The following is a 17,050-nucleotide window of genomic DNA, read 5'->3' as shown; positions in this document are numbered from 1 at the left end:
AGCGCCGGACTCCTAAGCCGGGCGTCGCAGGTTCGAATCCTGCCGGGGGCACCGATCCGTTGCCGGTGGTTTGCACGCCTTGTCACGGTCTACACAGCCACCGTGCTGAAGATCGGGCACGGCGGGCCCGAGGAGCATTCAAGAACGGGCGGGATTGTGCCTACGCTGCCTCGCATGGGGGCGGGGGCCGTGGTCGTGGCGTGGCAGGGTCGGGTCGACGCGGCGAACATCGCGTCGCAGCGGGCGCAGATCGACGACTCGCTCGAGGGCGACCCGGACAGCCTGCTCATCGACATGTCCGGCGTCTCGTTCGTCGACTCGTCCGGTCTCGGGACGCTGGTCTATGCGTTGAACGAGTGCCAGCAGCGTGGCACAGCCCTGTCGCTGACCAAGGTCCCCGGCGACATCCTGCGGCTGTTGCAGCGCACGATGCTCGATCGGGTCTTCACCATCGTGTGACGTCGCCGCCGTGGTCGGGCACCGCGCCGTCGGGTAAGCCCCAGGCGTGAAGCTCCTGGACCCGCACCTTGCCGACCTCACCCCGGCCCACGTCGCTCTGTTCTGGCGCTATCAGGTGGTGCGCACGCTCGTGGACTTCGGCGCAGCGGCCTGCTTCGTGGTCGGCAGCGTGTGCTTCTTCTACGCCAGCCTGACGACCGAGGCCGACTGGCTGTTCCTGGTCGGCTCGATCCTGTTCGCGCTCAAGCCGACCATCGACGTGGTCCGCGCTCTGCACCTCCGGCGGCTCCCCGGACAGGACGACGGGCCGTCGCATCACGCCCCGAACGCGGCGCCGGCCTGAGCGGCCTCTTCGACCGCCGGTCAGGAAGTGCAGGTCAGGAAGTGCAGGTCAGGAAGTACAGGTCAGTAAGTACAGGTCAGTACGTGCAGGTCAGAAGGTGCCGATGGCGTGCACGTCGGCCAGCGCGATGGCCAGCCCGCCCGCAGCCGTGGGGTGGAACGGCGCCTTGCCGTCGAGACCCTGCACGTAAGGCGTGTCGTCACCCACCCCGTGGCCGCTGAAGTCGGGCAGCGCGGTGGTGAATCCGGCCGCGTCGGCACCGTGCCCGAGCACGCTGTTCAGCGTGGCCAGCCGGGACAGCATCGAGCGCAGCTTGCTGTCGGTGATGTGCACCTTGGACAGGCATCCGACGTCGGTGCCGAACGGGTCGTAGTAGAGGTTGACCAGGATGCGTGGATGGTTCGGAAGCTGCTGCAGATCGGTGACGAGTTGCAGCCACTGCGAGCTGAACTGCGCCAGGTGGCTCTGGAAGTAGGCCTGTTCGGCGGCGTTGTCGCAGTTCCTCGACACGGCGCAGATGCGCAGGATCTCCGACCACTGCACGTCGTTCGCGCCGACGCTGACGATGACGGTCGACGCGGTCTCGACCGCGGGATCGGCGATCTGCGGCGCGAGCGTGCGGCCGCCCACGGTCTGCGGGCCCAGGATGCCGGCCGCGATGGTGGCGCCACTGCACGCCAGCGAGGTCACCCGCAGGCTGCGTACCTGCGCGAGGTCCACCGGATAGGCGTCCACGCTGCGTCGGCACGCCGTGTCCGCGGCCGTCGGTCTGGGTAGCGCCGGGTTGCCGAGACCGGCGGCGGTCGAGTCCCCCAGGACGACGACGGTGCTGCCGGGCCCGGCGTTCGAGCGCCTGGCAGGCGGCGTCGGCGACGGGACCCCGCCCACGAGCTGCTCGAGCGAGTGGACACGCCCCAGCTTCGCGGGCGCGCTGTAAGCCGTGATCATGATGGCGCCCAGGTCGATGGCCTCGGCCACCAGGAGCCCGACGACCACGGTGATCAGCGTCCGCCGCCAGCTCCGTCGTTGCCACCCGCACACGGCGCCGATCAGCAGTACGGCAACGGCCCCGACGATCACGACCTGCCAGAAGAAGTAGCGGTGGAACCCGCTGACCAGCGCCTGCTGCAGACCGTGGGCCGAATCGGCAGCCGACGCAGGGTTGGTGAGATCGGCCAGCTGCTTGGACGGGGTGATGTGGGTCAGGCGCAACCGGGGCCGCACGGGGCCGACGAAGGTGGTCGTGGTCGGGATGGCCTGGCCGAAGAGGTCCAGCTCGGCGGGACCCGACACGCTCAGGCTGGGTGACGTCACCCCGACCTCGATGGTCTGCCCGGCCGAGGAGACCTGCTGCGACGGGGTGACGAGCAGCGCCACCGCGATGGACACCACCGCGACGACCAGGATCAGCAACCCCTCGCTGACCAGGTGGCGCAGCCGCGGCCGCCGCCGAACCGTTGCGGTGGAGCCGACCGATGTCACCCCGCCATGGTTACCCATGCACAGCGGTCCCCGCTCCGCTGAGTGCCTTGAGCAGGTCGTGCTGACCGACCCAGCCGACCACGACCGCAGAGGCGTCGGCCACCGGTACGGCGACGTCGCCACGTTCGAGGCGGCCGAGCGCGTCGCCGAGCGTCGCGTCCGGGCGCAACGGGTCCACCGGGGAGGCGAGCGCGCCCACCGGCGCCGGGTCGCCGGCGGCCAGGGCGGTCATGACGTCGCGCGCGGCCAGCACCCCGACGTAGGAGCCCTGGGCGTCGACGACCGGCAGGTGGCTGCCGCCGTACGCCGAGAAGCGCTGCGCGGCCTCGGACAGCGCCGCGGTGGCCGCCAGCGGCTCCGGCGGCGGGGCCATGACATCGGTGAGCGGGCGCCGGCGCAGCGTTGCGTCGGCGGGCTCGTCGATGTCGATGCCGCGTCGCAGCAGCTTGCGGGTGTAGACGGTGTCGCGCGAGATCAGGTGGCTGACACCGGTGGCGAGGACGATGGCCAGCATCAGCGGCAGGATGATCGAGTACTCGCCGGTGAGCTCGAAGAGGATGACCACCGCGGTGATGGGCGCGCGGGCGGCACCGGCGAACACCGCGCCCATCCCGATGAGGGCGTACGCGCCGACCGAGCCGCCGGCCGACGGCGCGATCGCGTGCACGGTCTCGCCGAACGCGCCGCCCGCCATCGCGCCGCAGAACAGGCTGGGCGCGAACACACCGCCCGACCCGCCGATGCCGATGGTCAGGCTGCAGGCGATGAGCTTGCCGACCAGGAGGGTCAGCAGGAACGCGATGCCGTACCCACCCGCGACCGCCTTGCCCAGCACCGGGTAGCCGACGCCGTACATCTGCGGCAGGACCAGCAGGACGACGCCGAGGAGCACTCCGCCGACGGCCGGCCGGGCCCACTCCGGGCCCCGCCACGCCCAGTCGCAGGCGTCCTCGATCGCGTAGAGCACGCGCGAGAACGCCACTCCGACAACCCCGGCGAGGAGACCGAGCAGCGCGAAGAGGGGGTACTGCATCAGGTGGTCGACGTGGAACGTGGGCAGGGTGAGGAAGGGATTGTTCCCGAGCACGGCGCGGCCGATGATGCTGGCGGTGACCGAGGAGAGCACGACCATGCCGAACGCCTCGGCGTCGAACTGGCGCAGGATGATCTCCATGGCGAAGAACACGCCGGCGAGTGGCGCGTTGAAGGTGGCGGCGATGCCGCCCGCGGCCCCGCAGGCGACGAGCAGTTTGATGCGCTTCTCGTCGAGGCGGAAGGCGCCGGCGAGCGACGACCCGAGCGCCGAGCCGATCTGCACGATCGGGCCCTCGCGGCCCACCGAGCCACCACCGGCGATGCACAGCGCCGACGCGATCGACTTGATGACCGCGACCTGCGGGCGGATCCGCCCGCCGTTGCGGGCGACCGCGACCATGACCTCGGGCACGCCGTGGCCGCGCGCCTCCTTGGCGAACCGGTACACGAGTGGCCCGTACAGCAGCCCCGCGACGACCGGTGCCACCAGGACGAACCAGCGTCCGAGCCACGGCACGTCCGGGTTGGCGGCGTGACCGTGTGCGGAGTAGTCGGCGAAGCCCGAGAACGCGTACGTGCCCCACTTGATCATGTATCGGAACGCGACCGCGCCGAGCCCGGACCCCACCCCGATGAGCAGCGAGAGGACGAGCAGCCCCAGCCGGCGCGAACGCAGCGACGTGAGGCGACCGGCGTGGACGTGCATGACTGACATACTTGCATTGTGCAATAATTGCTCTATAGAAACAAAATCTGCGCCCCGTCGGCGCGCAGATCACAGTGGGGAGACCCGCCCATGAGCGGTAGGAACCGATCCGCAGCACGAGGCGCCACCGGAGCGGCCGGGGCCGACGTCGACCAGCTGGTGACCGCCCTGCTCACGGCGTCGCGTGCGCTCGTCGCGGTCTCCGCACGCTCCCTCGCCGAGCTCGAGGAGACGGTGACCATCCCGCAGTTCCGTGCCCTGGTCGTGCTGGGGCGCCACGAGCGCATCAATCTCAACGGCCTCGCCGAGGAGCTGGGCGTCACCGCCTCCACGGCGATGCGCATGGTCGACCGGTTGCTGACGGCCGGCCTGGTCACCCGCGAGGAGAACCCGACGAACCGACGTGAGGTCGTGCTCGCCCTCTCGGCCGAGGGCGCCGCGCGCGTGGCCACCGTGACCCGGCGCCGACGGGCGGGCATCGCAGCCATCGTCCGGGCCATGCCCGCCGAGCGCCGCAGCGAGCTGGTCGAGGCCCTGCACGCCTTCGCCGACGCCGCGGGTGAGCCGTCGGCGCGGATCAGCGAGCTGGGCTGGTAGCGATCGACATCGGGTGCGGTGCGTCACGGTGCGGGCCCCGCGGCATGCGGCTGGGCGCACCGTCGCGCATCGTGGTCCGCAGGCAGTCACCCCAGGCCAGTCCACCGACCCGAAGGCGAGCCGCGTGCGCGACGACCTGTCCCTCGTGGAGCACCTCAGCTCCGTGATCCGGCGCCCGGGCCTGATCGCCCGGCTGCGGTTGCGCCGCCGCGACCGGGTCAGTGCCGGCCTCGCCTCGACGCACGCCGCCCTCGGCGTGCTGCGCGAGGCGTCCTTGCTCGTCGAGCTCACCTGGGCACGTGCCGGCTCCTGCACCGCCTGCTCCCGGGACCGCGTCGGCCACGGCGGCGCGACCGGGAGCGGTCTGTGCCTGGTCGGGGCCCTCGGCGTGGCCACGGACGGCGACCCCGCGCTGCGCGCCCGGGTCGTCGACCTGGTCTGGCTGCAGCTGCACAGCGGGCAGCCCCGTCGCACCGCGAACTGGAACTCCCGCGCCGCGCGCGAGGCCCTGCAGGTGCGCGATCTGCGGGCCTGGAACGACGGACCTGCCCACGACGCCGGACAGGTGGCGGCGCTGCTCCGCGCGACGTTGCGGAGCACCCGGTCGACCTTCGGCCGGGCACGTGCCGCGGCGGACCTGGCCGGGCCGCCTGACTCTGTCTGAACGGCTACCTGGTTGACATCCGGCTGCAACACGACGGTGTCACGCTGACGCGATGGAACCGGAGCGTCAGGCGGCGGTGCTGCCCGTCGGCATCATCGGCGGGCCCACCGGTCTGAGCGTGTCCGAGCTCGCCCGGGCCGTGGCCGACGGTGAGCTGTCGGCGGTGGAGATCACCTCGGCGCACCTGCAGCGCATCGCGGAGGTCGACGGCACGCTGAACGCGCTGGTCCGCGTCGACTCGGGGGCGGCCTTGCGCGCCGCGCGGGCCGTCGACCGCCGCCGCGCACGCGGCGCACCACTCGGCCCGCTTGCCGGCGTTCCCCTCGTGGTGAAGGACAACGTCGACGTCCGCCGCCAGCCCACGACGTCCGGCTCGCACGCCGTCGACGATGTGGTCGCGCTGAACGACGCACCGGCCCTCGGCAGGCTGCGGGCCGCCGGCGCGATCCTGCTCGGACGCGCCAACATGGACGAGTTCGCGATGGGCGCCTCGACGCGCACGTCGGTGTTCGGCGCCACCCGCAACCCGTGCGATCCCGCGCGCAGCCCGGGGGGCAGCAGCGGCGGTTCGGCCGCGGCCGTAGCCGCCGGCCTGGCCGCGTTCTCGCTCGGCACCGACACCGGCGGTTCGATCCGCGAGCCGGCCGCGCAGTGCGGCATCGTCGGCGTGGCGCCGTCCCCGGGGCTGGTGCCGATCGCCGGCGTCGTCCCGTTCGCGCCGAGCTTCGACCGGGTGGGCCCGTTGACCCGCACCGTCGCCGACGCCGCCCTGGTGACCTCGGTGCTGGCCGGCGTCGCCGTCACGCCTCCGGACGCGCGGTCCGGGCGACCGCGGGTCGGCGTCGTGCGGGAGCTGGCCGGGTGGACCAACCACGCCGGGGTGCGTGTGCAACTGACGGAGGCGGTCGATCGGCTCGGACGTGCCGGCGTCGACGTCGTCGAGGTCGGGATGCCCGACGCGGCGCGGGCGCTGGAGGCGTACCTGGTATTGACGTCGGTGGAGTGCCTGCCGCACCTCGAGCACGTCGCGGGCTCGGGGCAGGCCGGTGACGAGGTCGTCCGCCGGGTCGCGCTGGGCCGGACGCTGCTCGGCAGCGACGCTCTCGCCGAGGCCGAGCAGGTCCGCCGACGTCTGATCACGCAGGCGACGGCCGCCATGTCGGGCTGTACGGCGCTGCTGTCGCCGACCATGCCGACGACGGCCCCGACGTGGGACTCGATCGAGGGCGACGCCGAGTTCACCGACCCGCTGCGCGCGCCGTACACCGACTGCTGGACGGTCATCGCCAACCTGGTGGGGTGGCCGGCCATGTCCGTGCCCGCCGGGGTGTCGCCGGACGACGGCATGCCCGTGGGCGTCATGCTCAGCGGCCGCTCCGGGTCGGAGGCGGAGCTGTTCGGGCTGGCCGCCGCCCTCGAGTCACCCTCGGTCCCGACGGTCGGTCCTCAGTCCGAGATCTGCACCTTGCTGGGGTAGAACGCGGCGTGCCCCGCGATGGTGCCGACGGCGTCGTAGGGCTCGGGGTAGTACCAGAGCACGTCGTCGACGGCCTGGTCGCCGACCGCGACGGAGTAGTACGAGGCCTCGCCCTTGTAGGGGCAGTAGGTCGTCGTGTCGCTCGGGCGCAGCAGGTTCTGGTCGACGTCGGTCAGTGGCACGTAGTACGCCACGGGGTAGCTGGACTCGCGCAGCGCCAGCGCGGCCGTGGTGTCGGCGACGATCGTGTCGCCGAGGCGCACGGTGACGCGACCGTCGTGCGGCTCCACGGTGATCGGGTGGTCGGGTCCGGGGATCAGGTGTGGTCTGCTCATGACCGTCGAACGGCAGGGGCCGGTCGTTTATGCCTTGTCGTCGCCGGACTTGGCGTCGGAGTCGTCCGACTCGTCGTCGGAGTCGTCGTCGGAGTCGTCCGCCTTGTCGTTGGAGTCGTCGTCGGAGTCGCCAGACTCGTCGGCGCGGTCGGAGCTCTCATCGGCGTCCTCCTGGGCCACCTCGTCGGCGTTCTCGTGCTCACCGGGGATCTCGGTGTCGCCGGTGACCGCAGTACCGGTGTAGAAGCCTTCGTCCGGGTCGAAGTCGAGCTTGCTGCGGTCGTTGTACACGGGTTCGGCGTCCGGGGCGTCGGCCATGTCCTTCTCGCCGTCCGAGTCGTCGTCGCCGCTGTCGTCGTCTCCGCTGTCGCCGCTCGAGTCGTCGTCGTCGGAATCGGAGCTGTCCTCGCCGTCGTCGGCGCTGCCGTCGTCGGAGCTCGTGTCGTCGGAGTCGGAGCTGGCGTCGTCGCTGTCGGCGCTGGCGTCCTCAGAGCTGGCGGCGTCCGAGCTCTCAGCGTCGGCGCTGTCCTCGCCGTCGGACGGGGCGTCGTCGCCGTCCGGTTCCGCGGTGTCGTCCTCGTGTCGCGGCTGATCGTCCCGGCGAGAGTCGTCCCCGCGGGAGCCGTCCCCGGGCAGTGGTCGGTCGTCCGGCAGCGGTCGGTCGTAGGTGCCGTCGTTCGGGCTCGTGTCGCCGTTGCCCTCGGCCTCGCCGTTGTCGGTCACCCGGTCCTCCGCATCGTCAGCCCAGCCTGGTGGTGACGGTACGTACCCATGACACGCTGTCCCGCAACGATCAGGGCCCGACGAGTCGCAGGGCGCGCTCGGCGGGCGCGAACCCGGACGGGTGGCCGGGCGCCCGCCAGAGCAACGGATCGCCCCCCGTCGCCCATTCGGGTCGCCACATCCCCAGCGCGAGGTCGAGGTCCTCGAGCTGGGCGCGGACGGGCTCAAGCGGCGCCCGCAGGTGCTCACCCCAGACGGCCACCCGCAGATCGCGGACGAGCGTGGTCGTGGTGCTGACCGCCGCGCAGAGCTCGCAGTCGGTGCCGACCATGGACCGGCTGAACATGTTGGCCGATCCGATCGAGGCGAAGACGTCGTCGACGAGCACCAGCTTCGCGTGCACCGTGACGTGCTCGACGCGGAATTCGGCCACGTTGTTGCAGTGCAGACGGTCCAGCGGCTCCACGAGCTTGCGCCGGATGTCCGGGTTCATGGTGCGGTTGATGGGGCCCAGGTGCACCCCGACGTCCTCCGGGTCACGGTCGCCGGAACCGACGAGCACGACGCGCACGCCACGCCCGGCCGCTGCGCGCAGCACCGGCCACAACTCGTAGTCATGGTCACCGCCGGCCGACTCGCTGAGGTACTGGTCCTCGAGGTACACGTAGCGACGGGCCTGGGAGATGGCGTGCGTCAGCGTTGCGAAGATCTCCTGGTAGCCCCCGACGGGCTGGACGCGCCACGGGATGCGCCGCCACGGCAGCGCCGTCGCCAGCTTGTCCCGGTAGGCCGAGCGCACGACGCGCACGGCCGTGCCCGGGGTGGGCACGGGCTCGGTGGTGGCGGTCGCGTCGGCCGGGGGCACAGCCGGTTCGGGGTTGAGGGCCACCACGCGTCCGGCGGCGTTGACGCGGTAGCGCCGCGGCAGCGTCGAAGCCTCGATCCAGCGCAGGCGCAACGCCGTCCAGACCTGCTCGGCGGCCCGGCCGCGCAGCCGGACCGCGATGTCGTGCCAGCCCCACCGTCGCCCGTCCAGCTGCTGCGTGTCGTGCGGGCCGGCGTCGTAGCGGTGACGTACCAGGTCGATGCCCGAGACGAGCGCCACGAGCTCGCCGCCGATCCGGACCACCACCGCCTTCTGGTGGTTGGAGCCGAGCAGCGCACCGCCGGAGTGGTCGAGCAGCACCCGGCCCCGCAGCGGTGGCGGTGCGCCGGGATCGGGGCGCAGGGCCCGCATCGCGGCCGCGTGCTCGGCGGTCGCCCGGAAGCCGCCGAAGAACGTACCCGGCAGCGAGGACGCCCACGTCCGGGCCGCCACCAGGATGCGTACCTCGACACCCGCGGCGGCGAGGCGCGCCAGCCGATCACCGAGGGGGTCGTACCCAGCGTCCCCCGGCTCGCGGCCGTGCAGGTCGAGCGCGGGGTCGAGCTCCAGACCGACGACCGACACCGCGTCGCCCGGCCCGGCGGCGTCGAGCAGCTCCGAGAGCGCGGGCAGGTAGCGAGCGCCGTCCAGCAGTGGTTCCCACGAGGTGTCCTCGACGAAGGTCGGGCACTCGGGAGTGGGTGACGGGAAGTACCGCAGGGCGGCGTCGAGGTCGTCGGGCGCGGCGAGGCCGACGGTGTCGTCGCTGGGCGGCCGGCTCACGGCCGGAACTCTATTCAGCGGGTCCGACGGCGGGTGGGCCGGGGCGCGACGGACCCGCGTTCCTGCAACTGCGGGGTGAGCACCACCCGGCGCGAGCGCTTGTCCTCGTCGATCGCCTTGATCGTCCGCTCGACGACCGAACGGACGAGGTCGTCCAGGGGCCAGCGGAAGCTGGACAGCGGTGGGGTCAGGATGCGCGAGACCTGGTGGTCGTCGAACCCCAGCACGGAGACATCGTCGGGGATGCGCAGCCCGAGGCGTTGCGTGGCCGCGTAGACCCCGTAGGCCATCGAGTCGGCGAGACAGAACACGGCCGTCGGCGGGCGGGTTGCCGACAGCACCCTCTCGGCCACCTCCGCCGCCGGTCGAAGGTCGTGCTCACACAGGTGCACGTCGATCTGCAGGCCCAGCCGCTCGGCGGCAGCCGCGACCGCGGCGTCGGCCGGCCGGTCCGGCGTGCTCGGCGAGGACGGGGTCAGCACCGCGACGTGCCGGTGCCCCGCCGCAGCCAGGTGCTCGAGCGCGCCCGCCACGCCGCCGGCGTTGTCGAACACGATCTCGGCCGCGGCGCCCGGGATGCCGTCGCCCACCGAGACGAGGGCGACCCGCTTGGCGATGTCGGCCCAGTGGCCGGAGGTCGGGTCGACGGACAGCACGATGAGCGCGTCGACCCGTTGGTCGACGAGCTGGGCGGCCAGCCGTCTCTCGAGCTGGGGATCGTTGGACGCATCGACGATGAGGGCGTGCCGGTCGTGGCGCAGCAGGCCGCGTCCGAGCTCGGCGGCCATGCCCTGCTGCCACATGTCGGTGAGCGACCCGCACAGCAGCCCGATCGTGCCGGTGCGGCCGGACGCGAGCGCGCGGGCGATCGGGTCGACCTGGTAGCCGAGCCGTTCGGCGACGTCGCGCACGCGCTCCTGCGTCTCCACCGGGACGTGCAGCCCGCGCAGGGCGTACGACACCGCGGCAGGCGAGAGCCCCGACTCGTCCGCCACGTCGCGAAGAGTCACCCGCTTGGCCCGCTGGCGCACGCTGCAAATGGTAACCGGACGTTGACAGATCGGTCTTCTGCCGGTCATCGTTTAAGCGCTACAGTGAAGCGATTCACCAACCGACCCCTCCGGAGGCCCACCACCCATGACCGTGCCTGTCGACACCGGCGTTCCCGCCCGCTCCGCCGCGAACCTCACCGAGCTCGCCGGCGACCCCACCGACGTCTACGACGGGTTGCCGGACCGCGACCTCGACCAGGGCGAGCTGCTGCGCCTGGCCGCAACCATCGCGTCCGAACCCGGGCTGTGGGGCGCGGACGTCGCCTTCGACGACGAGCACCGGCACTACGCCTGCCTGCACCGCGACGAGCACGTTGACGTGTGGCTGCTGTGCTGGACGCCGAGCAACGACACCGGCTGGCACGACCACGACGTGTCGTCCGGGGCGGTGGCCGTCGTCCGCGGGCGGCTGCTCGAGCACAACCTTGCCGTCGGCGCGCCGAGCTTCGAGACCGCCGTCGACCGGGGCCGGGTGTTCAGCTTCGGCCCCGACCACATCCACCGGCTCACCGGTGTCGCGCCCACGACGGACGTCGGCGGCGCGGTGAGCGTGCACGCCTACTCGCCGCCCCTGGAACGGCTCGGCCAGTACATCGTCGACGAGTCGGGGCTGCTGCACCGCACGTCCGTGTCCTACACCGACGAACTGAGCGCGATGGGAGTTGCCACATGACGGAGTACGGCAGCGAGGACGTCCTGGACCTGCTGGTCATCGGCGGCGGGGTCATGGGCCTGTTCACGGCCTACCAGGCCTCGGGGACGCCCGCCCGCGTCGCGGTCCTGGAACGCGGACGCATCGGCGACCCGACGACCGCCTCGTACGGGCGCACCCGCTCGTACCGCAAGGACTACCTCGACGCGGTCTACGCCCGCTTCGCCGACGACGCCATCGACCTCTGGACCGACTTCGAGCGGGCGACCGGGCGGTCGGTGCTGGTGCGGTGCGGTTGCATGAACGTCGCCTCGTCCGCCGTCACCCCCGACCTCGACCGGACCTACGCGCAGCTGTCGACGGATCTGCTCGCCTCGATCGACATGCCGCTGGACGTGCTGGACGCGGCCGCCATCGCCCAGCGCTACCCGTACCTCGACGTCGACCTGGCGCATCTCGACCCGGTGGCCGGGCTCGTCGACCTCGCCGCGGTCGCGGAGACGCTGACCGGGGTGCTGCACAGCCGCAAGGTCGGCGTGCACGAGCAGGTCGAGACCACCTCGCTCAGGCGCGACGGCGAGCTCTGGCGGGTGGCCACCGACGCCGGCGAGTTCGTCGCCCGCGCCGTCGTCGTCACCGCCGGCCACGGCACCAACGACGTGCTGGCCCGCATCGAGAACTGCACGCTGCAGGTGCCGTTGACGAAGGACCGGCCCAGCGAGGCGAAGTACTTCGTCCCGCCGGACGCCGAGCGCGACCGCTACACCTCGGACGTCATGCCGGTCATCGCCTACCTCGACACCGGCGTCTACGTGCACCCCATCGTGCCCGGCGTGATCGACGCGGTGAAGGTCGGCTACTACAACCCGCCGGACATCCCGCGCGACCGCACCGGGGTGCGCGACATCGCCGACTTCGTCGCGAAGGTCATGCCCGGCCTCGCGTCCGCCTCGGTCAGCGACGTCCTCGACGTCGACCAGTGCGACTACGACCTCATCGCCGACGACGACTTCGTGCTCGGTGCGGTGCCCGGCGCCCCCGGGGTGCACGTCGGCGTCGGCTGGCGCGGCACCGGTTACAAGTTCGCGCCGTGGGTCGGGCGCGTGCTGTTCCAGCTGGCCCTGCAGGGCGGCACCGTCTACGACGTCGCCCGTTTCGATCCCGCCCGTTTCGATTCTGACCGGTCCGACCCCGCCCGCACCGTCTCGTAGAGGAGCCGTCATGAGCCGTCCGTCCGCCCGTACCTTCGCCGAGCGCCTCGCCGACGGCCCGCTCGTCGGCGCCGAGGGTTACGTCTTCGAGCTGGAACGACGTGGCTACGTCAAAGCCGGCCCGTACGTGCCGGAGGTCATCCTCGACGCGCCCGACGCCCTGCGGCAGCTGCACCGCGAGTTCCTACGCGCCGGCGCCGACGTGATGGTGGCGCTGACCTACTACGCGCACCGCGAGAAGCTGCGTGACGTGGGACGCGACGGCGACCTCGAGGAGCTCAACCGGCAGGCCGTGCGCATCGCGAACGAGATCGCCGCCGAGGGGGACGGGCCGGACGGCGGCGCGCTCGTGGCGGGCAACATCTGCAACACCTGGTGCTACGACCCGGCCAACCCGGCCGAGTCCGGCGCCGTCGTGCGCGACCAGTACCGCGAGCAGCTCGGGTGGGCCGTCGAGGAGGGCATCGACCTGGTCATCAGCGAGACCAACGACTTCCTCGGCGAGGCGTTGATCGGGCTTGAGGTCTGCCAGGAGTTCGGGGTACCCGCGCTGGTGACCTTCGCCAGCGTCCAGCCGGACCGGACCTACGACGGCCACGACTACGTCGAGGCGTGCCGGATCCTCGCCGACCACGGCGCGGCCGTCGTCGGCTTCAACTGCTCGCGCGGACCCGCGACCATGCTGCCCCTGGTCGAGCGCCTGCGCGCAGCCGTGGACATCCCCATTGCCACCCAGCCGGTGCCGTACCGCACCACCGCCGAGGTGCCGGCCTTCGAGTCGCTCGCCGCCCCCGACGGGTCCCGCCTGTTCCCGATCCGGCTCGAGAGCGCCGCGCTGACCCGGTTCGAGATGGCCGATTTCGCCCGCGACGCGGCGGCGCTCGGGGCGGGCTACATCGGGGTCTGCTGCGGCGGCGCACCGCACTACGTGCGCGCCATGGCCGAGGCACTGGGCCGCACCACTGCCTCGTCGCAGTACTCCCCGGCCCTCGAGCTGCATCCCGTCCTGGGCAGCGGCGAGAGCGGCGTGACGAGCAGCGAGATGGGCGACTGGTCGGTCGCCGGCTGAGCGTCGGCCGGACACCACCTGAGAATCGTCCGGCGCGCCGCCCCGGCGGCGGGTACTTGTCACGGCATCACGGGTAAACGCTTGGGACGTGGACGAATCAACAACCCCTCGGCACCCGCGGCACAGTGATCCTCGCGAGGACTCGGCCGAGCACCCGGCGCACAGCGCCCCCGGCACCGCCGTCGACCACGGCCTCGAGCCCGGCCGGCACGCACCGTCGGACACCTGCATCGCCGTCGCGGATCTGACTGACGGGAGCCACGACGAGGCGAACGGCCATCACGACGAGGCGGACGGCAGTCACGCCGCCGGTAGCCGCTCGGACGCGGACGACGACAAGCAGCCCGAGCAGCCCGCGCAGTCCGGCGGGAGCGGCGGCGGCGGCGCGGACGGCAACAAGTGGCTCACCCTCGTCGCCGTCTGCCTCGGCACGTTCATGCTGCTGCTCGACGTCACGATCGTGAACGTCGCCCTGCCCGACATCCAGACGGCCCTGTCGTCCAGCTTCTCGGACCTGCAGTGGGTCGTCGACGCGTACGCGCTCACCCTCGCCGCACTGCTGCTGACGGCGGGCAGCCTCGCCGACATGTTCGGCCGCCGGCGCCTCTACGTCATCGGCCTGACGCTGTTCACGGTCGCCTCCTTCCTGTGCGGCATCGCCCAGGACACCTTGCTGCTGCAGCTGTCCCGCGGCCTGCAGGGTGTCGGCGGCGCCATCATGTTCTCGGTGTCGCTCGCCCTGCTGGCCAATGCGTTCCGGGGCAAGGACCGCGGCGTCGCGTTCGGCATCTGGGGCGCAATCACCGGCCTCGCCGTCGCGATCGGACCGCTGCTCGGCGGGGCCCTGACCTCCGGTCTGTCCTGGCGCTGGATCTTCTTCGTCAACCTGCCCATCGGCGTGATCGCCGTCGTCCTGACCCTGAGCAAGGTGGCCGAGTCCAAGCTCGAGCACAGCCGCCGCCCCGACTTCTTCGGCTTCGCACTGTTCACCCTCGGCCTTGCCGCCCTGGTCTACGGGCTGATCGAGTCGAACCAGAAGTCCTTCTCCAACGCCACCGTAGTCGGTTCGCTCGTCGCCGCCGGTGTGCTGATCGTGGCCTTCGTCATCGTCGAGGCCCGGTTGAAGCAGCCCATGTTCGAGCTGTCGCTGTTCCGGAAGCCGACCTTTACCGGCGGCGCGGTCGCGGCGTTCGGGCTCAGCGCGTCGATCTTTGCGCTGCTGCTCTACCTCGTGCTCTACGTGCAGGACGTGCTGGGCTACAACGCCTTCCAGACCGGCGTGCGGCTGCTCGTGCTGTCCGGCGGCATCCTGCTGACGTCGACGATCGCCGGCCGGTTGACCTCACACGTCCCGATCCGCTGGCTCATCGGGCCCGGGCTGCTGCTGGTCGGCATCGGGCTGCTGCTCATGCGCGGCCTGGACGCCTCCAGCGACTGGACGCACCTCATCCCCGGCCTGATCGTGGCCGGCGCCGGCGTCGGCCTGGTGAACCCCCCGCTCGCCTCCACGGCGATCGGCGTGGTCTCGCCCGACCGTGCGGGCATGGCCTCCGGCATCAACTCGACGTTCCGCCAGGTCGGGATCGCCACCGGCATCGCCCTGCTCGGCACGCTGTTCTCGAGCCGCGTCAAGGACGACGTCGTGTCCGCGGTCGGCGGTGTGCCGGGACTGAAGGGCCGGGGACCGCAGATCGCGTCCGCGGTGCAGTCCGGTGCGGTGCAGAAGGTGTCGGGCCGCCTACCCGCGTCGCAACGACCCAAGCTGCAGGAGATCGCGACGAGCTCGTTCGCCGACGGGCTCAACCACATCCTGCTCGTCGCCGCGATCCTGGTGCTCGCGTCCGGGGTCATCGCCCTGCTGACCATCCGCAACAAGGACCTCGTCCACCAGGGCGGCTGAGGCCGGGCGCTCAGGCGCTGGTGAACCTCGTCAGGTACAGGTTGCGTTCGAGAGTGACGAGAGGTGGGTCCTGGTCGGGCGTCTGTGCGCCGACGTACCAGGCGTCGAACACCGTGACGCCGGTGTCCTGGCTCAGCACGACGAACGCCTCGGTCGGTGGGATCTCGTCCGTCCCGGGCAGGCTGCCGCCCTCACGCAGCAGATCGTTGACCGACCCGGTGCCGTCGGCCTGCTCCAGCTTGATGAAGCGGGTGGTGGCGCCGTAGGGGTCGGCCCCGGTGCCGCGGAAACTCGTCGTGATGGCCGAGACGGCGACGGTCCGGCCGCCGAGCAGAACCGTGCCGAGCACCCGGTGCGCTCCCCGGCAGGGATGCGCCTCCAGGAACTTGATCATCGTCGCCCCGTAGGCGTGGGTCGCGCAGTTCGCGATCGTGTCGTGGTCCCAGACGGTGACCGCGTAGCTGCGGTGCGAGGACGCTCCCACGATGGTGAGGTGTCGCAGGGCCTTCGCCGTCGAGCCGGCGGACGACGTCGGCGCACCCGCGCCGGTCGACGTGGTGCCGGGAGCCGAGGACCGCACCTGACGGCTCGAACCCACGTGGCCGTCGCCCGAGGTGGTGGAGGTGCAGGCGGCGAGACCGAGCGCGCAGCCCACGGCCAGCGCGACGCTGACCACGGCAGCAGGTCGTCGCACGGGAGATCCTCTCGACGTCGATCGCGCCGAGCCTAGCGAGCGGCGCGTCCGCGCACACGAGAGCCGCCGGCCCGAGGGACCGGCGGCTCGACGTGGAACGACGGCTCTACGCCGCAGGACGGACTCAGTCGCCCTGCAACTCGTCCGCGGATGCCTTGGCGGCCTCGGTGTCGGTGGTCGTGCCGTCCTTCTCGCGCTCGAACACGTCCTTGTAGTGCTCTTCGCTGGGCGTCTGGTCATTGACCTGCTCGACCATTTCCTCGTCGCTGACGCCGTCGCCGGCCTTCTGGGTCTCGCCGCTCATGGGTCACTCCGCGTCGTAGTCGGGTTCGCGTACCAGGAGGGACTACCCGTCACCCGTCCCCGGCAACCCCGTGACGCGAGGCGTACGCTGATCGGTGATACCCCCTATGGGTATGTCTGAGGGACGGAGCACAGTCGTGAGCGAGCACGCGATGCCGGGTTACGCCGCCAACAAGCAGGCGCACGTCACCCGCCTGCGACGCGTCGAGGGCCAGGTCCGCGGCCTGCAACGGCTGGTCGAGTCAGACACCTATTGCATCGACGTGCTGACCCAGGTGTCGGCGGCCAAGCGCGCTCTCGACGCCTTCGCCCTGTCGCTGCTGGAGGAGCACCTCGGCCACTGCGTCGCCGACGCCATCGCGCAGGGCGGCGACGAGGCCGAACACAAGATCACCGAGGCGTCGGCCGCCATCTCGCGGCTCGTCCGGTCCTGACCACGAGAGGCAGCACATGAGCACCCAGACCTTCGACGTCACCGGCATGACCTGTGAGCACTGCGTCCTTGCCGTCGACGACGAGCTGCGCTCGCTCGACGGCGTGACAGGCGTCGAGATCGCACTCGCGCCGGAGGGCATGACCCGGGTCACCGTCGTCGGCGACGAGCCGCTGACGGACCAGCAGGTGGCCGCGGCCCTCGACGAGGCCGGTGACTACCGGCTGGCCGGGAGCACGTCGCCGTGACCCGCAGCGTCGAGCTGGT

General features: G+C 71.8%; 19 protein-coding genes. 11 read left to right on the top strand and 8 right to left on the bottom strand.

What is annotated here, in order from left to right:
- The first annotated feature begins 174 nt into the window (after positions 1 to 174).
- Both ACFFCA_RS16520 and ACFFCA_RS16515 read left to right on the top strand, forming a co-directional pair.
- Positions 175 to 459, top strand: coding sequence for an STAS domain-containing protein (locus ACFFCA_RS16520; RefSeq protein ID WP_375486742.1), 285 nt, complete (start codon positions 175 to 177; stop codon positions 457 to 459).
- 46 nt (positions 460 to 505) lie between these two features.
- Positions 506 to 802 (top strand): YrhK family protein, encoded by a 297-nt coding sequence (locus tag ACFFCA_RS16515; protein WP_375486740.1) that lies wholly within the window; start codon positions 506 to 508, stop codon positions 800 to 802.
- Positions 803 to 892: 90 nt separating this feature from the next.
- Here the strand turns inward: ACFFCA_RS16515 and ACFFCA_RS16510 are convergent, their stop codons facing one another.
- Both ACFFCA_RS16510 and ACFFCA_RS16505 read right to left on the bottom strand, forming a co-directional pair.
- On the bottom strand, positions 893 to 2,284 hold the full coding sequence (locus tag ACFFCA_RS16510) for a GDSL-type esterase/lipase family protein (RefSeq protein ID WP_375486738.1): 1,392 nt from the start codon (positions 2,282 to 2,284) through the stop codon (positions 893 to 895).
- Between the two features lie 10 nt (positions 2,285 to 2,294).
- Positions 2,295 to 4,025: a chloride channel protein gene (locus ACFFCA_RS16505; protein ID WP_375486750.1), complete on the bottom strand. Its 1,731-nt coding sequence runs from the start codon at positions 4,023 to 4,025 to the stop codon at positions 2,295 to 2,297.
- 90 nt (positions 4,026 to 4,115) lie between these two features.
- Here ACFFCA_RS16505 and ACFFCA_RS16500 point away from each other — a divergent pair, with 90 nt between their 5' ends.
- The 3 genes from ACFFCA_RS16500 to ACFFCA_RS16490 all read left to right on the top strand — a co-directional run bounded on the left by ACFFCA_RS16500 (position 4,116) and on the right by ACFFCA_RS16490 (position 6,763).
- Positions 4,116 to 4,622, top strand: coding sequence for a MarR family winged helix-turn-helix transcriptional regulator (locus ACFFCA_RS16500; RefSeq protein WP_375486737.1), 507 nt, complete (start codon positions 4,116 to 4,118; stop codon positions 4,620 to 4,622).
- Positions 4,623 to 4,746: 124 nt separating this feature from the next.
- The gene (locus ACFFCA_RS16495) at positions 4,747 to 5,286 is read left to right on the top strand and encodes a hypothetical protein (RefSeq protein ID WP_375486735.1); all 540 of its coding nucleotides are present in this window, start codon (positions 4,747 to 4,749) and stop codon (positions 5,284 to 5,286) included.
- 52 nt (positions 5,287 to 5,338) lie between these two features.
- Entirely contained in the window at positions 5,339 to 6,763 is a 1,425-nt protein-coding gene (locus ACFFCA_RS16490; RefSeq protein ID WP_375486733.1) for an amidase, read from the top strand.
- On the opposite strand, the gene ACFFCA_RS16485 is transcribed toward ACFFCA_RS16490, so the two are convergent.
- The 4 genes from ACFFCA_RS16485 to ACFFCA_RS16470 all read right to left on the bottom strand — a co-directional run bounded on the left by ACFFCA_RS16485 (position 6,733) and on the right by ACFFCA_RS16470 (position 10,500).
- Complete coding sequence (locus tag ACFFCA_RS16485; protein WP_375486731.1) at positions 6,733 to 7,098, bottom strand: DUF427 domain-containing protein; 366 nt, start codon at positions 7,096 to 7,098, stop codon at positions 6,733 to 6,735. The genes ACFFCA_RS16490 and ACFFCA_RS16485 overlap by 31 nt on opposite strands.
- A 27-nt stretch (positions 7,099 to 7,125) precedes the next feature.
- Positions 7,126 to 7,821, bottom strand: coding sequence for a hypothetical protein (locus tag ACFFCA_RS16480; protein ID WP_375486729.1), 696 nt, complete (start codon positions 7,819 to 7,821; stop codon positions 7,126 to 7,128).
- Between the two features lie 70 nt (positions 7,822 to 7,891).
- Positions 7,892 to 9,469, bottom strand: coding sequence for a phospholipase D-like domain-containing protein (locus ACFFCA_RS16475; RefSeq protein ID WP_375486727.1), 1,578 nt, complete (start codon positions 9,467 to 9,469; stop codon positions 7,892 to 7,894).
- Between the two features lie 14 nt (positions 9,470 to 9,483).
- Complete coding sequence (locus ACFFCA_RS16470) at positions 9,484 to 10,500, bottom strand: LacI family DNA-binding transcriptional regulator (protein ID WP_375486725.1); 1,017 nt, start codon at positions 10,498 to 10,500, stop codon at positions 9,484 to 9,486.
- Between the two features lie 106 nt (positions 10,501 to 10,606).
- Here ACFFCA_RS16470 and ACFFCA_RS16465 point away from each other — a divergent pair, with 106 nt between their 5' ends.
- From ACFFCA_RS16465 to ACFFCA_RS16450, 4 genes are all read left to right on the top strand, one after another.
- On the top strand, positions 10,607 to 11,194 hold the full coding sequence (locus ACFFCA_RS16465; protein WP_375486723.1) for a cysteine dioxygenase family protein: 588 nt from the start codon (positions 10,607 to 10,609) through the stop codon (positions 11,192 to 11,194).
- Entirely contained in the window at positions 11,191 to 12,384 is a 1,194-nt protein-coding gene (locus tag ACFFCA_RS16460; RefSeq protein WP_375486721.1) for an NAD(P)/FAD-dependent oxidoreductase, read from the top strand. Before ACFFCA_RS16465 ends, ACFFCA_RS16460 begins: the two co-directional genes overlap by 4 nt.
- Positions 12,385 to 12,394: 10 nt before the next feature.
- Positions 12,395 to 13,453 (top strand): homocysteine S-methyltransferase family protein, encoded by a 1,059-nt coding sequence (locus tag ACFFCA_RS16455; protein WP_375486719.1) that lies wholly within the window; start codon positions 12,395 to 12,397, stop codon positions 13,451 to 13,453.
- An 88-nt stretch (positions 13,454 to 13,541) separates the two neighbouring features.
- Positions 13,542 to 15,353, top strand: coding sequence for an MFS transporter (locus tag ACFFCA_RS16450; protein ID WP_375486717.1), 1,812 nt, complete (start codon positions 13,542 to 13,544; stop codon positions 15,351 to 15,353).
- 10 nt (positions 15,354 to 15,363) lie between these two features.
- Here the strand turns inward: ACFFCA_RS16450 and ACFFCA_RS16445 are convergent, their stop codons facing one another.
- Both ACFFCA_RS16445 and ACFFCA_RS16440 read right to left on the bottom strand, forming a co-directional pair.
- Positions 15,364 to 16,047 (bottom strand): hypothetical protein, encoded by a 684-nt coding sequence (locus ACFFCA_RS16445; protein ID WP_375486715.1) that lies wholly within the window; start codon positions 16,045 to 16,047, stop codon positions 15,364 to 15,366.
- A 124-nt stretch (positions 16,048 to 16,171) separates the two neighbouring features.
- The gene (locus ACFFCA_RS16440; RefSeq protein ID WP_375486713.1) at positions 16,172 to 16,351 is read right to left on the bottom strand and encodes a hypothetical protein; all 180 of its coding nucleotides are present in this window, start codon (positions 16,349 to 16,351) and stop codon (positions 16,172 to 16,174) included.
- Between the two features lie 151 nt (positions 16,352 to 16,502).
- Between ACFFCA_RS16440 and ACFFCA_RS16435 the strand changes: the two genes are divergently transcribed.
- Positions 16,503 to 16,784 (top strand): metal-sensitive transcriptional regulator, encoded by a 282-nt coding sequence (locus ACFFCA_RS16435; protein ID WP_375486748.1) that lies wholly within the window; start codon positions 16,503 to 16,505, stop codon positions 16,782 to 16,784.
- A gap of 16 nt (positions 16,785 to 16,800) precedes the next feature.
- Positions 16,801 to 17,031, top strand: coding sequence for a heavy-metal-associated domain-containing protein (locus tag ACFFCA_RS16430; RefSeq protein WP_375486711.1), 231 nt, complete (start codon positions 16,801 to 16,803; stop codon positions 17,029 to 17,031).
- Positions 17,032 to 17,050 lie beyond the last annotated feature (19 nt).

Source organism: uncultured Jatrophihabitans sp. (genome assembly GCF_964252635.1).
Lineage (GTDB): Bacteria > Actinomycetota > Actinomycetes > Mycobacteriales > Jatrophihabitantaceae > Jatrophihabitans.
This window is presented reverse-complemented; position numbering and strand designations above follow the sequence as displayed.